This is a genomic window from Oerskovia rustica (genome assembly GCF_014836555.1).
GTDB classification, from domain to species: Bacteria; Actinomycetota; Actinomycetes; order Actinomycetales; family Cellulomonadaceae; genus Oerskovia; species Oerskovia rustica.
On the sequence record NZ_JACSQQ010000018.1, the window covers coordinates 65,271 to 84,911 of the forward strand.

Annotated in this window: 18 protein-coding genes; 8 read left to right on the forward strand and 10 right to left on the reverse strand. The window is 73.0% G+C overall.

Features of this window, described 5'->3' with window-relative positions; translation table 11 throughout:
- Positions 1-80 precede the first annotated feature (80 nt).
- Positions 81-1,661 carry a peptide chain release factor 3 gene (locus H9652_RS11925; RefSeq protein WP_318244140.1) on the forward strand — a complete coding sequence of 527 codons (1,581 nt, stop codon included), beginning with the start codon at positions 81-83 and terminating at the stop codon, positions 1,659-1,661.
- Positions 1,662-1,692: 31 nt separating this feature from the next.
- Here H9652_RS11925 and H9652_RS19815 read toward each other — a convergent pair whose 3' ends face one another.
- On the reverse strand, positions 1,693-2,259 hold the full coding sequence (locus H9652_RS19815; protein ID WP_225228137.1) for an ArsR/SmtB family transcription factor: 567 nt from the start codon (positions 2,257-2,259) through the stop codon (positions 1,693-1,695).
- A gap of 90 nt (positions 2,260-2,349) precedes the next feature.
- Here H9652_RS19815 and H9652_RS11935 point away from each other — a divergent pair, with 90 nt between their 5' ends.
- Positions 2,350-3,735, forward strand: a complete 1,386-nt coding sequence (locus H9652_RS11935; RefSeq protein WP_191796444.1) for an MFS transporter — start codon at positions 2,350-2,352, stop codon at positions 3,733-3,735.
- Between the two features lie 94 nt (positions 3,736-3,829).
- Here the strand turns inward: H9652_RS11935 and H9652_RS11940 are convergent, their stop codons facing one another.
- Complete coding sequence (locus H9652_RS11940; RefSeq protein ID WP_191796445.1) at positions 3,830-4,774, reverse strand: threonine/serine dehydratase; 945 nt, start codon at positions 4,772-4,774, stop codon at positions 3,830-3,832.
- Positions 4,775-4,870: 96 nt separating this feature from the next.
- Positions 4,871-5,557, reverse strand: a complete 687-nt coding sequence (locus H9652_RS11945; RefSeq protein ID WP_191796446.1) for a FadR/GntR family transcriptional regulator — start codon at positions 5,555-5,557, stop codon at positions 4,871-4,873.
- Positions 5,558-5,813: 256 nt separating this feature from the next.
- Between H9652_RS11945 and H9652_RS11950 the strand changes: the two genes are divergently transcribed.
- From H9652_RS11950 to H9652_RS11960, 3 genes are read left to right on the forward strand one after another with little or no spacing between them, the layout of a single operon-like run.
- The gene (locus H9652_RS11950; protein ID WP_191796447.1) at positions 5,814-6,626 is read left to right on the forward strand and encodes a (Fe-S)-binding protein; all 813 of its coding nucleotides are present in this window, start codon (positions 5,814-5,816) and stop codon (positions 6,624-6,626) included.
- On the forward strand, positions 6,623-8,242 hold the full coding sequence (locus H9652_RS11955) for a LutB/LldF family L-lactate oxidation iron-sulfur protein (protein WP_191796448.1): 1,620 nt from the start codon (positions 6,623-6,625) through the stop codon (positions 8,240-8,242). The genes H9652_RS11950 and H9652_RS11955 overlap by 4 nt, the downstream gene beginning before the upstream one ends.
- A complete protein-coding gene (locus H9652_RS11960) occupies positions 8,239-8,904 on the forward strand; it encodes a LutC/YkgG family protein (protein WP_191796449.1) in 666 nt (221 codons plus the stop codon). The genes H9652_RS11955 and H9652_RS11960 overlap by 4 nt, the downstream gene beginning before the upstream one ends.
- A 111-nt stretch (positions 8,905-9,015) precedes the next feature.
- Here the strand turns inward: H9652_RS11960 and H9652_RS11965 are convergent, their stop codons facing one another.
- From H9652_RS11965 to H9652_RS11980, 4 genes are all read right to left on the reverse strand, one after another.
- Positions 9,016-9,564, reverse strand: a complete 549-nt coding sequence (locus tag H9652_RS11965; protein WP_318244139.1) for a TetR/AcrR family transcriptional regulator — start codon at positions 9,562-9,564, stop codon at positions 9,016-9,018.
- A gap of 5 nt (positions 9,565-9,569) precedes the next feature.
- Complete coding sequence (locus H9652_RS11970) at positions 9,570-10,154, reverse strand: sugar O-acetyltransferase (protein ID WP_210411027.1); 585 nt, start codon at positions 10,152-10,154, stop codon at positions 9,570-9,572.
- A 35-nt stretch (positions 10,155-10,189) separates the two neighbouring features.
- On the reverse strand, positions 10,190-10,774 hold the full coding sequence (locus H9652_RS11975) for an NUDIX hydrolase (protein WP_191796451.1): 585 nt from the start codon (positions 10,772-10,774) through the stop codon (positions 10,190-10,192).
- Positions 10,775-10,915: 141 nt separating this feature from the next.
- A complete protein-coding gene (locus tag H9652_RS11980) occupies positions 10,916-13,582 on the reverse strand; it encodes a glycosyl hydrolase family 18 protein (protein WP_225228138.1) in 2,667 nt (888 codons plus the stop codon).
- A gap of 229 nt (positions 13,583-13,811) precedes the next feature.
- Between H9652_RS11980 and H9652_RS11985 the strand changes: the two genes are divergently transcribed.
- A complete protein-coding gene (locus H9652_RS11985) occupies positions 13,812-14,438 on the forward strand; it encodes a uridine kinase family protein (RefSeq protein ID WP_191796452.1) in 627 nt (208 codons plus the stop codon).
- Positions 14,439-14,665: 227 nt separating this feature from the next.
- Here the strand turns inward: H9652_RS11985 and H9652_RS11990 are convergent, their stop codons facing one another.
- Together H9652_RS11990 and H9652_RS11995 are read right to left on the reverse strand one after the other, a co-directional pair.
- A complete protein-coding gene (locus H9652_RS11990; protein WP_191796453.1) occupies positions 14,666-16,201 on the reverse strand; it encodes an MFS transporter in 1,536 nt (511 codons plus the stop codon).
- Positions 16,202-16,502: 301 nt separating this feature from the next.
- Positions 16,503-16,808 (reverse strand): hypothetical protein, encoded by a 306-nt coding sequence (locus H9652_RS11995; protein ID WP_225228139.1) that lies wholly within the window; start codon positions 16,806-16,808, stop codon positions 16,503-16,505.
- 264 nt (positions 16,809-17,072) lie between these two features.
- On the opposite strand from H9652_RS11995, the gene H9652_RS12000 reads away from it, so the two are divergent.
- Complete coding sequence (locus H9652_RS12000; protein ID WP_191796454.1) at positions 17,073-18,260, forward strand: aminotransferase class I/II-fold pyridoxal phosphate-dependent enzyme; 1,188 nt, start codon at positions 17,073-17,075, stop codon at positions 18,258-18,260.
- 297 nt (positions 18,261-18,557) lie between these two features.
- Complete coding sequence (locus tag H9652_RS12005) at positions 18,558-18,971, forward strand: SRPBCC family protein (protein WP_191796455.1); 414 nt, start codon at positions 18,558-18,560, stop codon at positions 18,969-18,971.
- A gap of 70 nt (positions 18,972-19,041) precedes the next feature.
- Here the strand turns inward: H9652_RS12005 and H9652_RS12010 are convergent, their stop codons facing one another.
- Positions 19,042-19,500: an OsmC family protein gene (locus H9652_RS12010; RefSeq protein ID WP_191796456.1), complete on the reverse strand. Its 459-nt coding sequence runs from the start codon at positions 19,498-19,500 to the stop codon at positions 19,042-19,044.
- Positions 19,501-19,641 lie beyond the last annotated feature (141 nt).

Here is a 19,641-nt window from a genome sequence, read left to right on the forward strand (position 1 = left end):
ACGTTCCAGTGCCCTCAGCGGACCAGCCCACCACGACCTCCAGCACCACCGCCCCCGCGGCCGCCTCACCGGCGACCGCGGTGAAGGAGCAGGCGACCGTCCTCGCGGAGGCCTCGCGCCGCCGCTCGTTCGCGGTCATCAGCCACCCGGACGCGGGAAAGTCGACCCTCACCGAGGCGCTCGCCCTGCACGCCAACGCGATCCGCGAGGCGGGCCGCGCGGACGGCAAGGCGGGCCGGCGCACGGTGTCCGACTGGATGGACATGGAGCAGGACCGCGGGATCTCGATCACGTCGGCCGCGCTGCAGTTCACGTACCGCGACGCCATGATCAACCTCGTCGACACCCCGGGTCACGCGGACTTCTCCGAGGACACGTACCGCGTGCTGTCCGCGGTCGACGCGGCCGTGATGCTCGTCGACGCCGCCAAGGGCCTCGAGGTGCAGACCATGAAGCTGTTCGCGGTCTGCAAGCACCGCGGCATCCCGCTCATCACGGTCATCAACAAGTGGGACCGTCCGGGCAAGGACGCGCTCGAGCTCATGGACGAGATCCAGGAGCGCACGGGCCTGGTCCCGACGCCGCTCACGTGGCCCGTGGGCGTCGGCGGCGACTTCCGCGGCGTCCTGGACCGCCGCACGGGTCAGTACGTGCACTACACGCGCACCGCGGGCGGCACGACGATCGCCCCCGAGGAGATCATGGACCCGGACGCGGCCCTGGCCCGCGAGGGTGACGCGTGGACGACCGCGACCGAGGAGGCCGAGCTGCTCGCCGACACCAACGGCGACCACGACCAGGAGTCGTTCCTGGCCGGTCAGACGACCCCGGTGCTGTTCGGCTCGGCGGTGCAGAACTTCGGCGTGCACGCGCTGCTCGACGTCCTGGTCGACGTCGCCCCCTCGCCCTCGCCGCGCGTCACCGTGAACGAGGACACGCGTCCCGTCGAGGCGCCCTTCAGCGCGTTCGTCTTCAAGATGCAGGCCGGCATGGACACCGCGCACCGTGACCGCCTCGCGTTCGCGCGCATCTGCTCGGGCGTGTTCGAGCGCGGCATGGTCGTGAGCTCGGCCCGCACGGGCAAGCCCTTCGCGACCAAGTACGCGCAGCAGGTCTTCGGGCGCGAGCGCACGATCGTCGACACGGCCTACCCGGGCGACGTCGTGGGCCTCGTCAACGCCGCCGGCCTGCGCGTGGGCGACACGCTGTACCTGGACAAGAAGGTCGAGTTCCCGCCGCTGCCGACGTTCGCGCCCGAGCACTTCGCGGTCATGCGCGCCAAGGACGTCTCGCGCTACAAGCAGTTCCAGCGCGGCGTCATGCAGCTCGGCGCCGAGGGCGTCGTCCAGGTCCTGCGCTCGGACCTGCGCGGTGACCAGGCGCCCGTCCTGGCCGTGGTCGGCCCCATGCAGTTCGAGGTCGCCGAGCACCGCATGGCGACCGAGTTCAACGCGCCCGTGACGCTCGACCGTCTGGGCTACTCGATGGCGCTGCGCACCACGAAGGACTGGGTCGCGAAGCTCAACGAGCAGCCGGGCGTCGAGGTCCTCCAGCGCGAGGACGGCGAGTACCTGGCGCTCTTCCCGGACCGCTGGCGCGTGACGTCGGTGCGCAACCGCCTCGACGACGTGGTCCTGCTCGAGGACGAGATCTTCGGCTGACGCCCGGCGCATGGGACGACGTGACGGCACCTCAGTGCGTGTCGTCGCTCCTGTCCTGCCCGTGGGGAGCCAGCACCGCGAGCACCTGGTAGGCGCGCCGCGCAGGGTCGGCCGACTCCTTGGCCTCGGTGAGCGCGCGGTCCGCCCAGCGTTCGAGCAGGTCCGCCAGGTCCTGCGTCATCTCCGCGGCCAGCCCTGGCGTGAGGACGAGCGCGTTGATCGCGAGCAACCGGTCGCCCCGCCGGGCCTTCTCGTCGTTCGCCTCGACGAACAGGCGCTCGGCCCACACCAGCGCCGGGCGGACGACCTCCCGGACGGCCTCGGGCGACCCGGGGTCGACGACGTAGCTCTCGGCGACGTTGGTCCACACGCGGTCGCGCCGGTCGCGAGCGTGCTCAGGAGCCTCGGCGATCATGCCCGCCTTGGCCAGCACCCGCAGGTGAAAGCTGATGGAGTTCGCGGGTTCTCCGATCGCCTGCGCGAGATCCGCAGCCCGGGCGTGCCCGAGGGCCGCGAGCTCCGTGAGGATCCGCTGCCGCATGGGGTGCGCGACGGCCCGGAGCGCCGTGGGGTCCTGGACGTGGAAGGTCTCGCGCATCCCCCGAGGCTAGCAACGCCGTCGCCGTCCGCACGACCACTTGCGCAATGATCATTGCGCATTAGTTGTTGCGAGATTACCGTGTGTCGCATGTCGACCACCCAGAGCACGCCGCCACCTCCCCGCGCCTCGACGCACCCTGCGGCCCCGGCGGCCTCGCCCCTGCGCTCCCCCGCATCGGAGGAGCCCATCTCGCCAGAGACGCAGGTCGAGGCACCGCCCTCCCCTCCGCCCCTCCTGCGGAACCGGTCGTACATGCTCCTGATGTCCGGGCTGACGACCGAGTCGCTCGGAGCCGGCCTCGCCCTGTTCGCCGTCCCGCTCGTCGCCTACTCGCTGACCGGGTCGGTCCTCCAGGCCGGAGCCGTCGCCGCCGTCGGCCAGGTCGGGGCCCTGCTCGCGACGCTCCCGGCCGGCGTCGTCGCGGACCGCGTGGACCGGCGCCGGCTCATCGTCGCCGCGAGCGCCGTCGGCGCCGCGCTCTGGGTGACCGTGGGCGTCGCGGCAGCGCTCGGATCGCTCACCGCCTGGCACCTCGCGCTGGTGCTGTTCGGCGCCTCGGTCGTGGGAGCCTTCGTCGATCCCGCGACGAGCGGAGCCTTCCGCTCGGTCGTCCCGACCCCTCAGCTCCCGACGGCGCTCGCCGCGTCCCAGGGGCGGGACGCCGTCGCGAGCCTGCTCGCGGGTCCCGTCGGCGGCCTGCTCTTCGCCGTCGGGCACGCCGTCCCCCTCGTCGCGGCCGCGATCGGGTCGGCCGCGACCGCGGCATGCACGTGGGCCGTGCGCGAGCCCCTCAACGGCGACACCGCGGAGGCCCGCGCGACCCGACCCGTCGAGGCGTTGCGCCAGGGGCTGCGCTTCGTCTGGTCGGTCCCGCTCTTCCGGACGCTCCTGGGCCTCTTCGTCGTCATCAACGTCGCGTTCGGCGGGCTGCTCGTCGGGATCAACCTCGAGCTCGTCCGGACCGGGGTCGCCCCCGTCCTCATCGGGGTCATCGACCTCGCCGTCGGCGTGGGCATCCTCGTCGGGGCCGTGCTCGCACCGCGGCTCGTCGCGCGCGTCCGGGCCGGGGCGCTCACGGTCGCCGCGCTGGTCACCCTCGCCGTCGGCGCGACCCTCATGGCCGCACTCCAGACGTACCCCGCCTACGTGGCCGTGCTGCCGCTCGCCGTCCTCCTGGTCCCGGCCGTCAACGCGGGCCTCGCAGGCTACGCCGCGGCGATCACCCCGCTCGAGATGCAGGGACGTCTCGCCTCGATCATGGGACTGACCGGGCTCGCCGCCGGACCCCTGATCCCTCTCGTCGGGGCCGGGCTGCTCGACCGGTTCGGGATCGGGACCGCGCTCGTGGCGCTCGCCGGGCTGCTCGTCGCCACGGTCGCCGTCATCGCAGCGGCACGCCCGCTCTGGCGCGTCGGCACCCCGGGCACGTGGGCCGACGACGCACTGCCGTCGGGCATCGAGAGCGGGGCCTGACCTCACGCCGGCCGGCCCCCGGGGTGCGCTCCGCCGTCGGGCACGGGTGTCAGGGCGAGCGTGCGCCCGGGGCCACGCTCGCTCTGACGGCCGCTCAGCGCGCCAGGTCCGCCGGGTCCGTGTTCGCCCCGCACAGCACGACCGCGACGCGCTCGCCGGGATCGGGCAAGTACGTGCGCGACTCGAGCGCCGCGAGCGCCGCCGCGGCCCCGTGCTCGACGACGAGCCGCCGCTCGTCCCACAGGTGCCGGCGCGCGGCGACGATCGCGTCGTCGGACACCAGGACCGAGCGGACGTCGCCGTGCCGCGCGAGCGACAGCGCCGTCTCGGACGTCCGGCGGGCGCCGAGCGAGTCGGCCGCGACCGACGCGACGGGGACGTCGACCACGCGGCCGGCGTCGAGCGCGGCGTGCAGTGCCTGCGCGCCGACGGGCTCGACCGCCACGACCCGGATCCCGTGCGGCCGCGCCGCGGCGGCCACCCCGCTGAACAACCCGCCACCGCCGACGGCGACGACGACCGTGCTGACGTCCGGGCGGGCCGCGACGATCTCCTGCAGGAGCGTGCCCGCGCCGGCCGCGATCAGGGGGTTGTCGTAGGCGTGCGACGCCAGGGCGCCGGTCTCGGCCGCGAAGCGCTGCGCGGCGTCGAGGGCCTCGGCGTACTCGGACCCGACCTGGTGGACCTCTGCGCCGAGCGTGCGCAGTCGCGCAACCTTGACCGGCGGCGCGGTCTCGGGCACGAACACCGTCGCCCGGACCCCGTGCGCCCGCGCCGCCCACGCGTTCGCCATGCCCGCGTTGCCGCCCGACGCGATCACGATCCCGGCCTCGGGCAGCGTGCCCGCGTCGAGGTGAGCACCCACGAAGTTCAGGGCGCCGCGCGCCTTGAACGAGCCCGTGTGCTGCATGAGCTCGAGCGCGAACACACCCGTCGCGGCACCCAGGGCACCCGGGTCCATGGGAGCGAGCGCGACGGGCCGCACCTGCCCCGAGATGCGCTGCGCCGCGGCGAGGACGTCCAGGTGATCGATGGTCATGCGGGGTCCTTCGTGGGTGGGCGGCGGACCGGGTAGGCCCAGAGGAACACTACGACGTGGCGGCCCACGGGCGGGCGCCGCGCCCCGGGGTCCGGCTCACAACCCCGCCTCGCGGTAGAAGCCCTCGATGTGCTCGCGCACGGCCACGACCGCGCCCGCCCCGTCACCGTTCGCGACCGCGTCGAGGATCGTGCGGTGCTCGGCGCGCAGGCGCACCGCGGTGCGGGGCCAGTCCTCCAGCCGTTCCGTGCCGGCCTCGACGTAGGACTCGATCGCCCCGCGGAGCCCGGTCATGACGGCCTCGACGAGCGCGTTGCCCGCGAGCCGGACGAGCTCCACGTGGAACGCCGCGTCGAGCTCGCGAAAACGGGCCGCGTCGAGGGCGGGGTCGTCCATGGCGTCGAGCAGCGCGACAGCCTCGGCGAGCCCCGCGCCCGCGGCCTTCGCAGCGGCCTGCCCGACCGCCCACGTCTCCAGCAGCACCCGGGTCTCCACGACGTCCCGGACCACGAGCGTCCCGGACGCGACGTGCAGCCGCACGGCTGCACCGAGGCCTGCGGCGGGCCGGTCGATGACGGTGGCGCCGGCGTCGGGCCCCGAACCGACCGCGGTGCGGACGATGCCCATGGCTTCCAGGACGCGCAGCGCCTCGCGGACCGAGGGGCGCGAGACGCCGAGCTCCTCGGCGAGCGCGCGCTCGGCCGGGAGACGTTCGCCGAGGCCCCAGCGGCCGGCGGTCAGGTCCGCCTCGATCCGGGCGAGGACGATCTCGTGGGTGCGCACGGGGTCAGCGTAGTGCCGCGCGAGGCTGGCCGGACGAGCGTGGCCGCGGTGTCGGGCCCGTTCTGACCCACCCTGCCGATGTGGTCCGACCACAGCGACGCGATGGTCTACAGTGGCTCGGACAATATGTGGTCAGACCACAGCCTGCTCATCGCCGAGCAGGGGACGGGAGGGCCGCACAGCACCTCCGACGGGCACTCGCCGTCCGCCGGGACCAGACTGAATCCCACCGCCCCCTGCCCGGCTGGAGTCCCCAGTGCGTATCGCCCTCGCCGCCACCTGCATCGCCGACGCGATGTTCCCCCAGGCCCCCCGGGCCACCGTCCAGCTCCTCGAACGCCTCGGCCACGAGGTCTACTTCCCCGAGCAGCAGACGTGCTGCGGGCAGATGCACGTCAACACCGGCTACTTCGACGAGGCCGTGCCCGTCATCCAGAACCACGTCGAGACGTTCGCGCCCGCGCTCGACGGGGAGTGGGACGCGATCGTCGTGCCGTCGGGCTCGTGCACCGGCTCGATCCGCCACCAGCAGGCCATGGTGTGCCGGCGCGTGGGGCAGGAGAAGCTGGGCGCGACCGCCGAGGCCCTGGCCGCCAAGACCTACGAGCTGTCCGAGCTGCTCGTCGACGTGCTCGGCGTGACCGACGTCGGCGCGCACTTCCCGCACCGCGTCACCTACCACCCGACGTGCCACTCGCTGCGCATGATCCGTGTGGGAGACAAGCCCCTCCAGCTCCTGCGGGCCGTCGACGGGATCGACCTCGTCGAGCTCCCCGGCGCCGAGAGCTGCTGCGGGTTCGGCGGGACGTTCGCGCTCAAGAACTCCGAGACGTCGACCGCGATGCTCAGCGACAAGATGTCGAACGTGAAGTCGACCGGCGCCGAGGTCCTCACGGCGGGCGACTACTCGTGCCTCATGCACATCGGCGGCGGCCTCTCGAAGCTGCGCACGGGCGTGCGCACCATGCACCTCGCGGAGATCCTGGCCTCGACGCAGGACGCGCCGACGCTCGTGGCGGAACCGGCGGGCGCCCACGCTCGCCCGGACGACGAGGAGGCCGCGCGATGAGCACCTTCCTGGGGTTCCCCACCCGTCGGGGCGCGAAGACCCTGCCCGACGGCGGCACGCACCACGGCGCTCCCGGCACCACCGCGGGCCCCGGCTGGGCCGACGACGTGCCTCACCCCGACGCGCCGCTGCGCTGGGGCGAGACCTTCCCCGAGGCCGCCAGGCAGGCGCTGCAGAACACGCAGCTGCGCCGCAACCTGGCCCACGCGACCTCGACCATCCGGGCCAAGCGCGCGGCCGTCGTCGGCGAGGTGCCCGACTGGGAGGCCCTGCGCGACGCGGGCTCGACCATCAAGGCCCACGTCATGAGCGACCTCCCGCACCTCCTCGAAGAGCTCGAGCGCAACGTGACCGCTCGCGGCGGCGTCGTGCACTGGGCCCGGGACGCCGCCGAGGCCAACCGCATCGTCGCGGACCTGGTCAAGGCCACGGGCGAGACCGAGGTCGTCAAGGTCAAGTCGATGGTCACGCAGGAGATCGGGCTCAACGAGGCGCTGGCCGACGAGGGCATCGCGGCGTTCGAGACCGACCTCGCCGAGCTCATCGTGCAGCTCGCCGACGACATGCCCTCGCACATCCTCGTGCCCGCGATCCACCGCAACCGCTCCGAGATCCGCGAGATCTTCCTCGAGCGCATGGGCGACGCCCCACCCGACCTGACCGACGCGCCGCGCGAGCTCGCCATGGCCGCCCGGGCGCACCTGCGCCGCAAGTTCCTCTCCGCGAAGGTCGCGATCAGCGGCGCGAACTTCGCCGTCGCGGACACGGGCACGCTCGCGGTCGTCGAGTCCGAGGGCAACGGGCGCATGTGCCTCACGCTCCCCGAGACCCTCATCACCGTCATGGGGATCGAGAAGCTCATCCCGACGTACCAGGACCTCGAGGTCTTCATGGCGCTCCTTCCCCGGTCCTCGACCGGCGAGCGCATGAACCCGTACACCTCCCTGTGGACGGGGGTCACCCCGGGCGACGGGCCGCAGGAGTTCCACCTGGTCCTGCTCGACAACGGGCGCACCAAGGCCCTGGCCGACGAGGTGGGCCGCGCCGCGCTGCACTGCATCCGCTGCTCGGCGTGCCTCAACGTGTGCCCGGTGTACGAGCGCGTGGGCGGGCACGCGTACGGCTCGGTCTACCCGGGCCCCATCGGTGCGGTCCTCACGCCCCAGCTCACGGGGTCGACGGGGAGGTCGGACCCCAACAACTCGCTGCCGTACGCCTCGACGCTGTGCGGTGCGTGCTACGACGTGTGCCCCGTCAAGATCGACATCCCGTCGCTGCTCGTGCACCTGCGCGCGCGCGAGGTCGACCAGGACCGGGGCCGACCCACGGCCTGGGGAGCGGCCATGAAGGCCGCGTCGTTCGTCATGGCCAAGCCCGGCCGGTTCGAGCTCGCCGAGAAGGCCGGCGGCGTGACCCGGGTCCTGGGCGGCAGCAAGGGCCGCATCACGTCGCTGCCGTTCCCGGGCTCGAGGTGGACCGACGCCCGTGACCTGCCCGTCCTGCCCAAGCAGAGCTTCCGCGAGTGGTGGGCCACCGACCACGCTGCGCACGAGCCCGCCCCTCCCGCCTCGCCTGAGGACCCCGCCTCGCCCGACACGACCGGAGGCCCCCGATGAGCGCGCGCGACGACATCCTGGCCCGCGTACGCGCGGCCGTCATCACCGACGGCGCGCACCTCGGGGACGCCGTGGCCGCACAGGCGCCGATCTCACGTGAGTACCGGACGACGGGCGAGCACTCCCCCGGGTCGGCCGAGGCGGTCGAGATCCTCGTCGACCGGCTCGTGGACTACCGCGCGATCGTGCACCGGGCCGCGACCGAGACCGACCTGGCCCGCACCGTGGGCGAGCTGCTCGCCGACGCGCGCTCCGTCGTCGTGCCCCCGGGGGTGCCCGCGGGCTGGACGGGCACGCTCGGGGACGGCACCGCCGTCGTGCAGGACTCGCGCGAGGACCGGCGGACCGCGGCCGAGCTCGACCAGGTCGACGCGGTCCTGACCGCCTCGCGGCTGGCCGTCGCGGACACCGGGACGATCGTCCTGGACGGCGAGGACGACCAGGGGCGACGCGCGATCACCCTGGTGCCCGACCTGCACGTGTGCGTCGTGCGGACCGAGCAGGTCGTGCACACGCTGCCCGAGGCCGTGACGATCCTCGCCGCGCACCCCACGCGCCCGCAGACGTGGATCTCAGGGCCGAGCGCGACGAGCGACATCGAGCTCTCGCGCGTCGAGGGCGTGCACGGGCCGCGGACGCTCCACGTGATCCTGCTGGGCTGAGCGCTCGCTCCCTCGCTGCCCGGGCCCCCGCTCGGTGCCGAGGATGCGGTTGGCGTCGGTATCGAGCCCGAACCGGACCACGACCGCATGCTCGGCAGCGCGAGCGGGTGCTCAGCCCACCTGGCGTCGCACCGCGCGGCGCACGCGCTCGGGGTCGAGCGGTGGCCGCCCGTCGGGCCCGGTCGACAGCACGGAGTGCAGCACGAGCCCCTCGATGAGGGCGTCGAGGTCGGGCACGACGTCCGCGTCCACGTGCCGGCGCAGGGCGGCCCGGCTCGCGGCCATCCACCGCTGCGTGACGGTGCGGAAGGCGGGCTTGCGCGCCGCGAGCACGTAGAGCTCGAGCGCGACCAGCAGGTCCCGCTGGTAGTTCCCCGACTCGTCGCACACGAGCGCGACGATCGCCTCGACCGGGTCGCCGCCCTCGGGGACGGCAGCCATGGCCGCCTCGAAGCGCGCCGCGGCCTGGACCGCGTGCCGCTCGAACGCGAGGCGCAGCAGCTCGTCGAGGTTCTCGAAGTGGTACGTCATGGACCCCAGGGGCACGTCGGCCGCGGCGGCGACCACCCGGTGGGTCGTGCCCGCGACGCCGTGCTCGGCGATCACGTCGAGGGCCGCGTCGACGATCCGGTCCTTGCGGTCGGGGTCGACGCGGCGCACGCCGGTCACTCGTCGATGTGGCGCAGCACGCGGGCCGGGTTGCCCACGGCCACGACGTTCGCGGGCAGGTCGCGGGTCACGACGGACCCGGCGCCGACGACCGTGTTCTCGCCGATCGTCACACCCGGGCACACGGTCACGCCGCCGCCGAGCCACACGTTGTCGCCGATCGTGATGGGCTGCGCGGCCTCCCACTTGTCGCGGCGCGGGCCGGGCTCGACGGGGTGCGTGGGCGTCAGGAGCTGGACGTTCGGGCCGATGAGCACGTCGTCACCGATCGTGACGGGGGCGACGTCGAGGCACACGAGGTTGAAGTTCACGAAGACGCGGGCGCCGATCGTGGTCCGGTAGCCGAGGTCGCAGCGGAACGGGGGGCGGATGTCGCTGCCCTCGCCGAACGCGCCGAGCAGCTCGGTCAGCACCTCGCGACGGGCCGTGCCGTCGTTCGGGTCCAGGGTGTTGAGGCGGTGGCTGAGCGACATGGCGCGCTCGGAGTCGGCCGCGATCTGCGGGTCGTCGGCGAGGTAGAGGTCGCCCGCGAGCATGCGCTCGCGCATGGTGCGCTGGTCGGAAGGGTCCGGGAAGGTCATGTGTACAAGCGTACACATGACCCTGGGGTCACGTGTCAGGCGGACGCCCGACGGCGGTGCGTCATCTCCTCGAGGACGGTGCGGAGCCGCACGGGGAAGTCGTCGGGCGTGTCGGGCGGGAGCCGGTCGACCCGGAACCACGCGACGGCCTCGCTCTCGTCGCTGACCACGGGCAGGGCATCGAGCTCCGCGAACGCCGCATAGCCCACGTCCCAGTGGACCAGGCAGGTCCCGAAGCGCGAGGACAGCGCGTGCCGGTGCAGGTCCACGGGGGCGCCGTCGGGCTCGAACGGCACCAGCCCGACGATCCCGCTCTCCTCCCGGGCCTCCCGGAACGCCCCCGCCGCGAGGCTCTCGTCCCCCGGCTCGACGTGCCCGCCGACCTGGACCCAGAACTGGCCCTTGCGGTGGAAGCACAGCAGCACGTGCAGCAGGTCCGGGGTCAGCACGAAGCAGCTCCCCGTCAGGTGCTCGGCGCCGCCACGGAAGATCACGTCGCCCCTGCCCTCCTCGACGAAGGCCACGTACTCCTCGCGCAGTGCGGCCTGCGCCGGGCTGAGCGGGCTCCAGGACCGCATCGAGTCGAGGGCGGTGGCGGCGAGGGCGTCGGCGGAGGTCACCCGGGAAGCCTACGACCGGTGGCCCGGCCGCGAGCCCGCCGGCCCGGCGACGTGCGCGAGGTAGAGGGCCGCCGTCGAGGTAGAGGGCTCCAACCCTCTACCTCGACGCGATCCCTCTACCTCGGCACCGGCCTCAAGGGATCAGCACGCCCCCTCGTCCTTCCACGGCCCCCAGTCGCTGGCCACGGGGGCGTTGCCCTGCGTCCAGTACCTCGCGGACCACCTGTGGCCCGCGTGCGTGACCTGCGCTCCGCCGTTGTACGCCGTCCCGGCGACCCACGGGGCCGCCGAGCACCCGGCACCGCCGGTGCTCCCGCCCGGGGTGCCCCCGGGGGTGCCGCCCGTCGTCCCGCCGGAGACCACCGGGGTCACGACCTTCACGCCGCGCGGGTGGTCGTAGGTCGTGGCGTAGGTGTTCGTCCCGATCGTCACGCGGACGTTCGAGATCTGCGCCATGGGCAGCCGCCACGACAGCTTGGTGTACGCCGAGCCGCCCGCCGGGATGCCGCCCGAGGGCACCTTGAGCGTCGCCGAGTGCAGGTCCCCCTTGAGCCCGCCCACGTTGTTGCCCGAGTGCCCCGCGACCGTCGTGATGCCCCAGCCGTTCTGCTCGCCGATCGTCGCGGACGTGGTCGTCGCGAAATCGAACGCGATGGTCGACCCCGCCGGGATCGCGACCGTCGACCTGTTGGAGAACGTCACCCGGGGGTTGATCGGGTAGTTGTTGTCCCCGAGCGCGAACTCCGAGAAGGACACCCCCAGGTCGATCGCCTGCGCCGGCGTCGCGGTCTTGGACTTGGCCGCTCCGTAGGGTGCCGCGGTGGAGAACGTCGAGTGCATGCGCGTCACGAGGCTGTCACCCATGCCGTACTCGCCGCTCGCCGCGTCCAGGCCGTAGTCCCCGGCCAGCTCCCAGATCATCAGACCGCCGTAGCCACCCGCGACCACGTAGTCGGCCTTGGCCTGGATCGCCTGGTCGGAGTCGCCCGAGATGAACGACTTCGTCTGCGCGTTCCACCACCACTCGGTCTTGGTGACCGGGTCGAAGTTGTGCTGGTAGGTCCCGGTCAGCGGACCGGTCGGTGCGCCGTAGGCCGCCGCGTACGAGCCGACCTTGCCGTTCTGCAGGTTCAGCATGTGCCAGATCGGGTTGCCGCCCGCGGGGATCTTCGCCCCGGCCTTGTCGACGTCGTACCAGATGTTGTCGATCCCGCCCGCGCCGTTGCCGCACTTGGACGTGCCGCCCAGCGAGGGCCCGGTGCCCGGCGGGCACTTGGTCTGGTCGGGCAGCGCCGCCTTGCCCCACAGGCCGTTGGTCCCGCCCTGCACGTTGGTCCAGCCGCGCGTGTAGAACGGGACACCGATGTTGATGCGCCCGGCCTGCACGGCCCCGCGGAAGTAGTGCGCGGCCCAGTCGGCGTTGAGGTACCCGATCCCGTCGTACGCACCGTAGACGCCTGCGGCCGCCAGCTCGCCGTCCTTGCCGTCGTCGAACAGGGCGCCGTTGCCGCCCACGAAGTCGTTCCACGTCCCGTGCAGGTCGTAGGACATCACGTTGACGTAGTCGAGGTACGGCATGATCTGGAAGACCTCCATGCCGCGCAGCAGCCACCCGGACGCCGGGGCCGCGATGGTCAGCATGTAGTACTCGCCGTCCTGCGCGGCGGCCTTGTCGAGGGCCTCGCGCGTGGTCTTCATGAGCTGCTCGTAGTTCTTCCAGAGCTGCCCGCGCCGGGCGTCCGCGATCTGGAAGTCGTCCGGGTTGCCGGCCTTGACGTTCGAGGTCGGGTACTCGTAGTCGATGTCGATCCCGTCGAACCCGTAGGTCCGCACCATCGCGACCGCGGACGCCGCGAACGCGTCGTACTCGGCCTGCGTGTCCAGGGTGTAGAAGCCACCGGAGGCGACGCGGTTCCCGTCGACCCCGAAGTAGCCGCCGGTCTCGGCCCAGCCGCCGACCGACACGAGCGTGCGGACGCCCGGGTGCTGCTTCTTGAACTTGGTGAGCTGGTTGAAGTGGCCCTTGTAGGGGACGGTCGGGTCGAGCGCGTTCTCGGCGCCCGCGAACGTCAGGCCCGTCGCCTCGCTCGTCGCCGACTCGGCGTTCACCGAGATCTTCGAGTCCGGTCCGACGTGCGCGAACGCGTAGTTGATGTGCGACAGCCTGGTCCACGGGATGTCGCTCGCCAGGTACGACGGCGTCCCCTCCTTGCCGGTCCGCCACGACGTGAAGTACCCGATCACGCGGCGGTCGAGCCCGTTGGGCAGCTTCTCCCGCCCGGCCTCGTCGTACACGTCGCAGTAGGGCACGTCGACGGTCTTGTTGACGGCGAGCCCGTCGGGGCGACACTTCTCCTGCGGGTTCGTGGAGATGGGGGTGCCGGGGTCGGCGCCGGTCGGGTCTCCTCCGGTCGTGCCGCCCGTGGAGCCGGTCGTGCCGCCGGTCGTCCCTGTCGTCCCACCCGTGGAGCCGGTCGTGCCACCGGTCGTCCCTGTCGTCCCACCCGTGGAGCCGGTCGTCCCGCCGGTCGTCCCCGTGGGGTCCGTCCCGCAGGGCCCGACGATCTTCCACGCCCCCCACTGCTGCGTCCCCGGCGTCTCGCCCTGGGTCCACCAGGACGCCTTGTAGTTGGACCCGCTGTACGACGCGACGCTCCCGCCCGTGTACGCCGACGACGCCGACCACGCCGGCGCGCACGCCTCGGCCGCGGACGCCACGGGTACCTGCGCGACGAGCGGTACCGCCACCACTGCCGTCGCGGCGACTCCTGCGAGCCACCGCCTCACGGACCGTCTGCTGCGTTGCATGATCGACCGCCTCCCCAGCACGGCTGCGGCACCGTTGCCGCGGCATCGTGTGCCGTCACGCTAGGCCGCGCGTCGCGGCGCCCACATCAGGGGCGCCCACACGGTTCGGTACGTACGTACTCCCGTACGGGCTCCCACCGAAAGTGCAGGTTCGGCGCCCGCGCCGGACCCAGCCCGTGCCCGACGGCGCCGCGCACCAGGTGCGTCTGCGGGCTGGGAGAATGGTCGGGTGACGAACGGCCTCTTCGACCTGCCCGAGGGCACGCGTGTCCCACCCCGTCGGATCGTCCTGCTGACGGGGCCGTCGGGCTCGGGCAAGACGTCGCTCACCCGGCGCCTGGGACTGCCGGTCGTCGAGCTCGACGACTTCTACCACGACGTGGACCACCCCGGGATGCCGCAGCGCTTCGGGATCGTCGACTGGGACTCCCCCGGGAGCTGGGACTCGGCGAGCGCCATGGAGGCGCTGCTCGCGCTCGTCACGACGGGTCGCTCGGACGTCCCGGTGTACGACATCCCGACGTCGCGCCGCACGGGCACGACGCAGCTCGACGTGAGCGGGTCGCGCCTCGTGATCGCGGAGGGGATCTTCGCGGCCGAGCTCGTCGCGGCCTGCCGGGCCGAGGGCATCCTGGCCGACGCGATCTGCCTGCGCAGGCCCCGGCTCATGACGTTCTGGTTCCGCCTGCTGCGCGACCTCGGGGAGTCGCGCAAGCCGCCGCTGACCCTGCTGCGCCGGGGCTGGGGGCTGCTGCGCGACGAGCCGCGCCTGATCCAGGGCTGGGTCGACAAGGGCTGCCGCACGGCGTCGCCCGGTCAGGCCGAGCGAGACATCCGGGCGCTCCTCGCGGGCTGACGTCCTGCCTGCGCGGTCCCGGGGGCCAGGGTCATCGTCCCAGCACCCCCGACGGCGTCGCTCACCCCGGTCCGGTCCGGGCACGGACCGTCGAGTGTGCAGTTCGGGCTGTCCCGGAGGTCGAGAGACCGCCCGAACTGCACACTCGCCGACGCGCCGCCGGGCGCACCCGAGGCGCGTGACGCCGTCGGGCACCCCCGGTGGCGCAGCGCCCACCGCGGCGTGACTCAGCCCAGGTGCACCCCGACCTGGCCGCCCTGCGGCAGGAGGCGCTCGCGGGGCCCGCGGATCAGCACGGCCGCGAGGACGGCGCCCACGACCAGCGTGACCGCCGTCGCGACGAACGCTGCCGAGTAGCCGTCGACGAACGCCGAGAGCTGCGACGCCTCGTCCGTGACGACCGCCCCGGCGACGGCGCCCACGTAGAGCGTCGTGAAGACGGACAGCCCGATCGAGCCGCCGATCTGCATCGACGCGTTGACGGTCGCGCTCGCGGCGCCCGCGTCGTGCGGCTCGACACCCGAGAGCGCGACGTTCTGCAGCGGCACCAGCACCAGCGCCATGCCCGCGCCCAGCACGAGGAGAGCCGGCAGGACCTCGACCGCGTACGAACCCTCCACCGTGATCCGGCTCAGGTAGACGAGCGCGACCGCGGCGACCAGCGGCCCGCCGATCATGAGCGGCCGCGGCCCGAACCGCGCAAGAAGCTGCGTGACCACGGGCGCCAGGACGAGCGTCATGATCGTCATGGGCAGCGTGCCCAGGCCCGCCTGCAGGGGCGAGAGACCCATGACGATCTGCAGGTGGAGCGCGAGGTACAGGAGCGCACCGATCATGAGCGCACCGAAGATCGCCTGGAGCAGGAACGCCCCCGCGCGGACCCTGTCCGTCAGGACGCGCAGCGGGAGCAGCGGCTGCGCGACGCGCGACTCGATCCACACGAAGAGCGCCAGGAGGACGACGCCCGCCGCGAGGCACGCGACCGTCTCGGGCGCGGCCCAGCTGTGCTCGGCGAGCGTGAACCCGTAGACGAGCGAGCCGAGGCCGAGCACCACGACGACCGTCCCCAGGACGTCGTACCGGTTGTCCCCCTCGGCCTTGCTCTCACGGATCAGCAGCTGGCCCGCGACCAGCGCGACCACCACGACGGGGACGTTGACCCACAGGCACCAGCGCCAGTCGGCGAACTCGGTCAGGGCACCGCCCAGGACCAGCCCGACAGCGGCGCCCACCCCCGCGACCGACCCGAAGACCGCGAACGCGGTGTTCCGTTGGCGGCCATGCGGGAACGAGACCGTGAGCAGCGCGAGCGCGGCGGGCGCGAGCAGTGCGGCGAAGACACCCTGGAGACCGCGCATCGCGACGAGCTCGGTGCCGTTGCGCGCGAGCCCCGCGAGCAGCGACGCGACCCCGAAGCCCACCATGCCCAGCAGGTAGGTGCGCTTGCGACCCCAGTAGTCGGCGACCCGCCCGCCGAGGAGCAGGAGTGCGCCGAAGGCGAGCGCGTAGGCCGTGACGACCCACTGGCGCTGCGTGTCGGTCAGGCCGAGCTCGACCTGGGCCTGCGGGAGGGCGATGTTCACGATCGTGCCGTCGAGCACGACGAGGAGCTGTGTCAGCGCGAGGATGACGAGGATCCACCAGCGACGGGGGCCGGTCTCGACCGGCGCGTACTGCTCGACCGGCGCGGAGCCGTGGGGCTCGGCGGAGGGAGGGACCACCTGGGCCGAGGGCGCAGAGGTGGAGGGAGGAGAAACGGGCATGACCGACCTTCGGGGACGCAGCGGGGATCGTGGGGTTTCCAGCCCGGATCGAGACGTGTCGCGAGATGCCGCAGACCGTTCGACCGCCCCAACTACGAAGTCGGACAGACGAACCATCCTAACGTGTCGGCCCGTCAGGAAACGGTGTGAGGTCGCCCACGGCAGGTCCCTCGACGGGGCGGGAAACGCCCGGGCCGAGCCGCGCCGTCGGGCCTCCCCGATCGTCGAGTGTGCAGTTCGGGCTGCCACCTGCGCGGATCATCAGCCCGAACTGCACACTCGGCACAGTGGCAAGCTCCTGTCAGCGACGGGTCATGGTCGAGGCGTACCCGCCCCCGCCCGGGTAGACCCACTCCCCGACGCCCGAGTCACCGTCGGCGTCGAACAGGCCCTCGAAGTAGGCAGGCCCACCCTTGGCCCCTGCCCAGATCGTCAGGCGGTCACCGGCGAGCTCGTACGCGTAGTCCAGCGTGTTGCCCAGGGAGTCGTAGAAGCGGGAGACGACGTCCTCGCCCGCGGGCTCGCCGAACGGGTGGAGGTTGCCGATGACCTCGAGCCCGGCGACCGCAGATCGCCGCGCTCTACCTCTGGCTCGAACCCCTCGCACCGACAGGCCCGGTCCGCCTGGCGCGCGTCGTGGCGGTCGCGCGGGCGTTCGGCCCCAGGCGGGGCCTCGACCTCCTCGATGCGCTCGACCGCGAGCACGGGCTCGCCGTCGGGCCTTCCCGGCTCCCCCCGGCCGGCCCGCAGGCCCGGTGCTAGCGTGGAACCGCCTGATCCTCGCGACCCTGCCACCCGCCGCCCGTCGCCACCCGGCGACCACTCACGGACACCGCCGTCCACCCTGCCGTCGCCCGAGCGAGGAGCTCCCATGGCCGACGAGACGATCTCCCGACGCGTGCGCGACCTCGCGCGGTCCACACCGTTCGACGTCCTGCTGGGCTTCTTCGCGCACGAGTATCCCGAGCGCCGGGCCCGCCCCGGTGTCCTCGACCTCACGTTCGGCAACCCGCACGACCCGGCCCCGGCCGAGTACGTCGAGGCGCTGCGCGCGAGCGCCGTCCCGCGCGACGAGCACTGGTTCGGGTACAAGGTCAGCGAGCCTGCCGCGCGGGCCGCGGCCGCGGAGTCGCTGCGGGACGTGGTGGACCTGCCCTTCGAGCCCGACGACGTGCACCTCACCACGGGCGGATTCACCGCCCTGGCCCTCGCGCTCAAGCTGGTGTGCGACCCGGGCGACGAGGTCGTCTACAGCGTGCCGCCCTGGTTCGCGTACGAGGTGATCGTGCGCGAGGCCGGGCTCGTACCGGTCAAGGTGCCGGTCTCCCCCGAGACGTTCGACCTGGACCTCGGCGCGATCGCGGACGCGATCACGCCGCGCACCCGCGTCGTGCTCGTCAACACGCCCAACAACCCGACCGGACGCGTGTACCCCCTGGACGAGCTGCGCCGTCTGGCGACGTTGCTCGACGAGGCGTCGGTGCGGAATCGGCGCCGCGTCTTCGTGGTGTCGGACGAGCCCTACCACCGGATCGTCTACGACGGCACGGAGTTCCACAGCCCTGCAGAGGTCTACCCGTGGACCCTGCTGGCCTACAGCTACGGCAAGACGCTCCTCGCGCCCGGCCAGCGCATCGGGTACCTCGCGGTCCCGCCGACCCTGCCCGGGCGGGAGGGCCTGCGGCCCGCGATCGAGGCGCTCCAGATCGCGATCGGCTACGCGTTCCCCAACGCCGTCCTCCAGCACGCGCTGCCGCTCCTGGAGCGCATCCCGTTCGACGTCGCGCTCTACCAGCGCAAGCGCGACCTCATGGTGGCCGGGCTGCGAGACATCGGCTACGACCTGCACAGCCCCGAGGGCACGTTCTACCTCTTCCCCCGCTCCCCCGATCCCGACGACCGCGCCTTCGAGGCCCTCCTCGCCGACCACGACGTCCTGGTCCTGGGAGGGAAGTACTTCGAGACCCCGGGCCGGTTCCGCATCTCGCTCACGGCGAGCATGGAGACGCTCGAGGCGAGCCTGCCGCGGTTCGCGGCGGCGTTCGGCGAGGTGGGCTGAATATCGCGCCCGACGGCGCGCTGCGGCGGTGCGGGTGGACGGTGCTCGTCGTCGACCGTGCGCAGCTCCTCCGCCCTGCCGACGTGGTCACCCTGGTGCGCGACGTCCTGGACGAGGCCGGCCGTGCGTGACGTCGTGGACGGCCGGGCCGGGTCGGTGCGCGCGTCGAGTGTGCAGCTCGGGCTGTCGCCGGGCGCTCGAGACGGCCCGAACTGCACGCTCGGCGCGCACCCGCACGTGCCGACCCCCGCCCCGAGGGCTACGGTCGGGGAAAACCGCTCGAAGAGGAGAGGTCCCATGACCGGACTCGTCGCCACCGCCTCGATCCACATCGCCGCCCGCCCCGAGAGGGTGTGGGCCGAGCTCGTCCACCCCTCCGCGACCTGGATGCTGGGAGCCAACGTCGAGACGGACTACCAGCCGGGCAGCACCATCACGTTCGAGGGCCAGTACCAGGGCAAGCACTTCGAGGACCACGGCACCGTCCTCGAGGTCGACCGACCCCGGACGCTGCGCTTCACGCACTACTCCCCTGCGAGCGGCGTGCCCGACGTCCCGGAGAACCACCACGAGGTCGCGATCACGCTCGCCCCGGACCCCAAGGGCACGCGTGTGACGATCCGGCAGGACAACAACGACTCCCCCGAGGCGGTCGAGCACTCCGAGGAGCTGTGGCGCACCGCGCTCGCCTCGCTCGCGGGGCACGACTGACCCCGCCGGGAGCCGTCCGAGACGCCACGCGGCTCCGCCCCGGGCCCAGGCCCGGGGCGGAGCGGAGGCGTCAGGCTGCCGAGGCTGGTGCCCCCGCCCGCACGACGCTGACCGGGGTCGCGTTCATCAGGTTGTCCGCGACGCAGCAGCGTTCCTCGGCGGCCACGAGGAGTGCGTCGATCTCCTCGGGGGTCGCGTCGGCGTCGACGTCGATCTCGAGCCGGATGCCCTGGAAGCCCGCGCGGTCCGGGGTCGGCCGCCCCATCAGCCGCTGGGGGTTGAGCGATCCCGTCGCCGTGACGCTCAGGCTCCGCACCTCGATGCCGCGCTCCTTGGCGACCATGTGGGTCGTGATGTTGAGGCAGCCGGCGAGTCCGGACAGGACGAGCTCGACGGGGTTGGGGCCGGTGTCGTCGCCGCCGAGCGACGCGGGCTCGTCGATCGTGACGGAGAAGTCCCTGATCTGGACGTCGAGGCGCGTCGGGGACTTCGCGGTGCCGGTGACCGTCGCGGTGTACTGGGGTGCCATGTGCCTGCCGTTCTCCTTGAACTGATACCGATGTACCAGTTTCTCGCCGAGGAGCCGGCCGGCGTCAGGGACGTTGGTCCCGCACCCGCGGCCCTACGTCCCCACCCACACCACGTCCCCGGGCGCGCCGAAGGGCCCCCC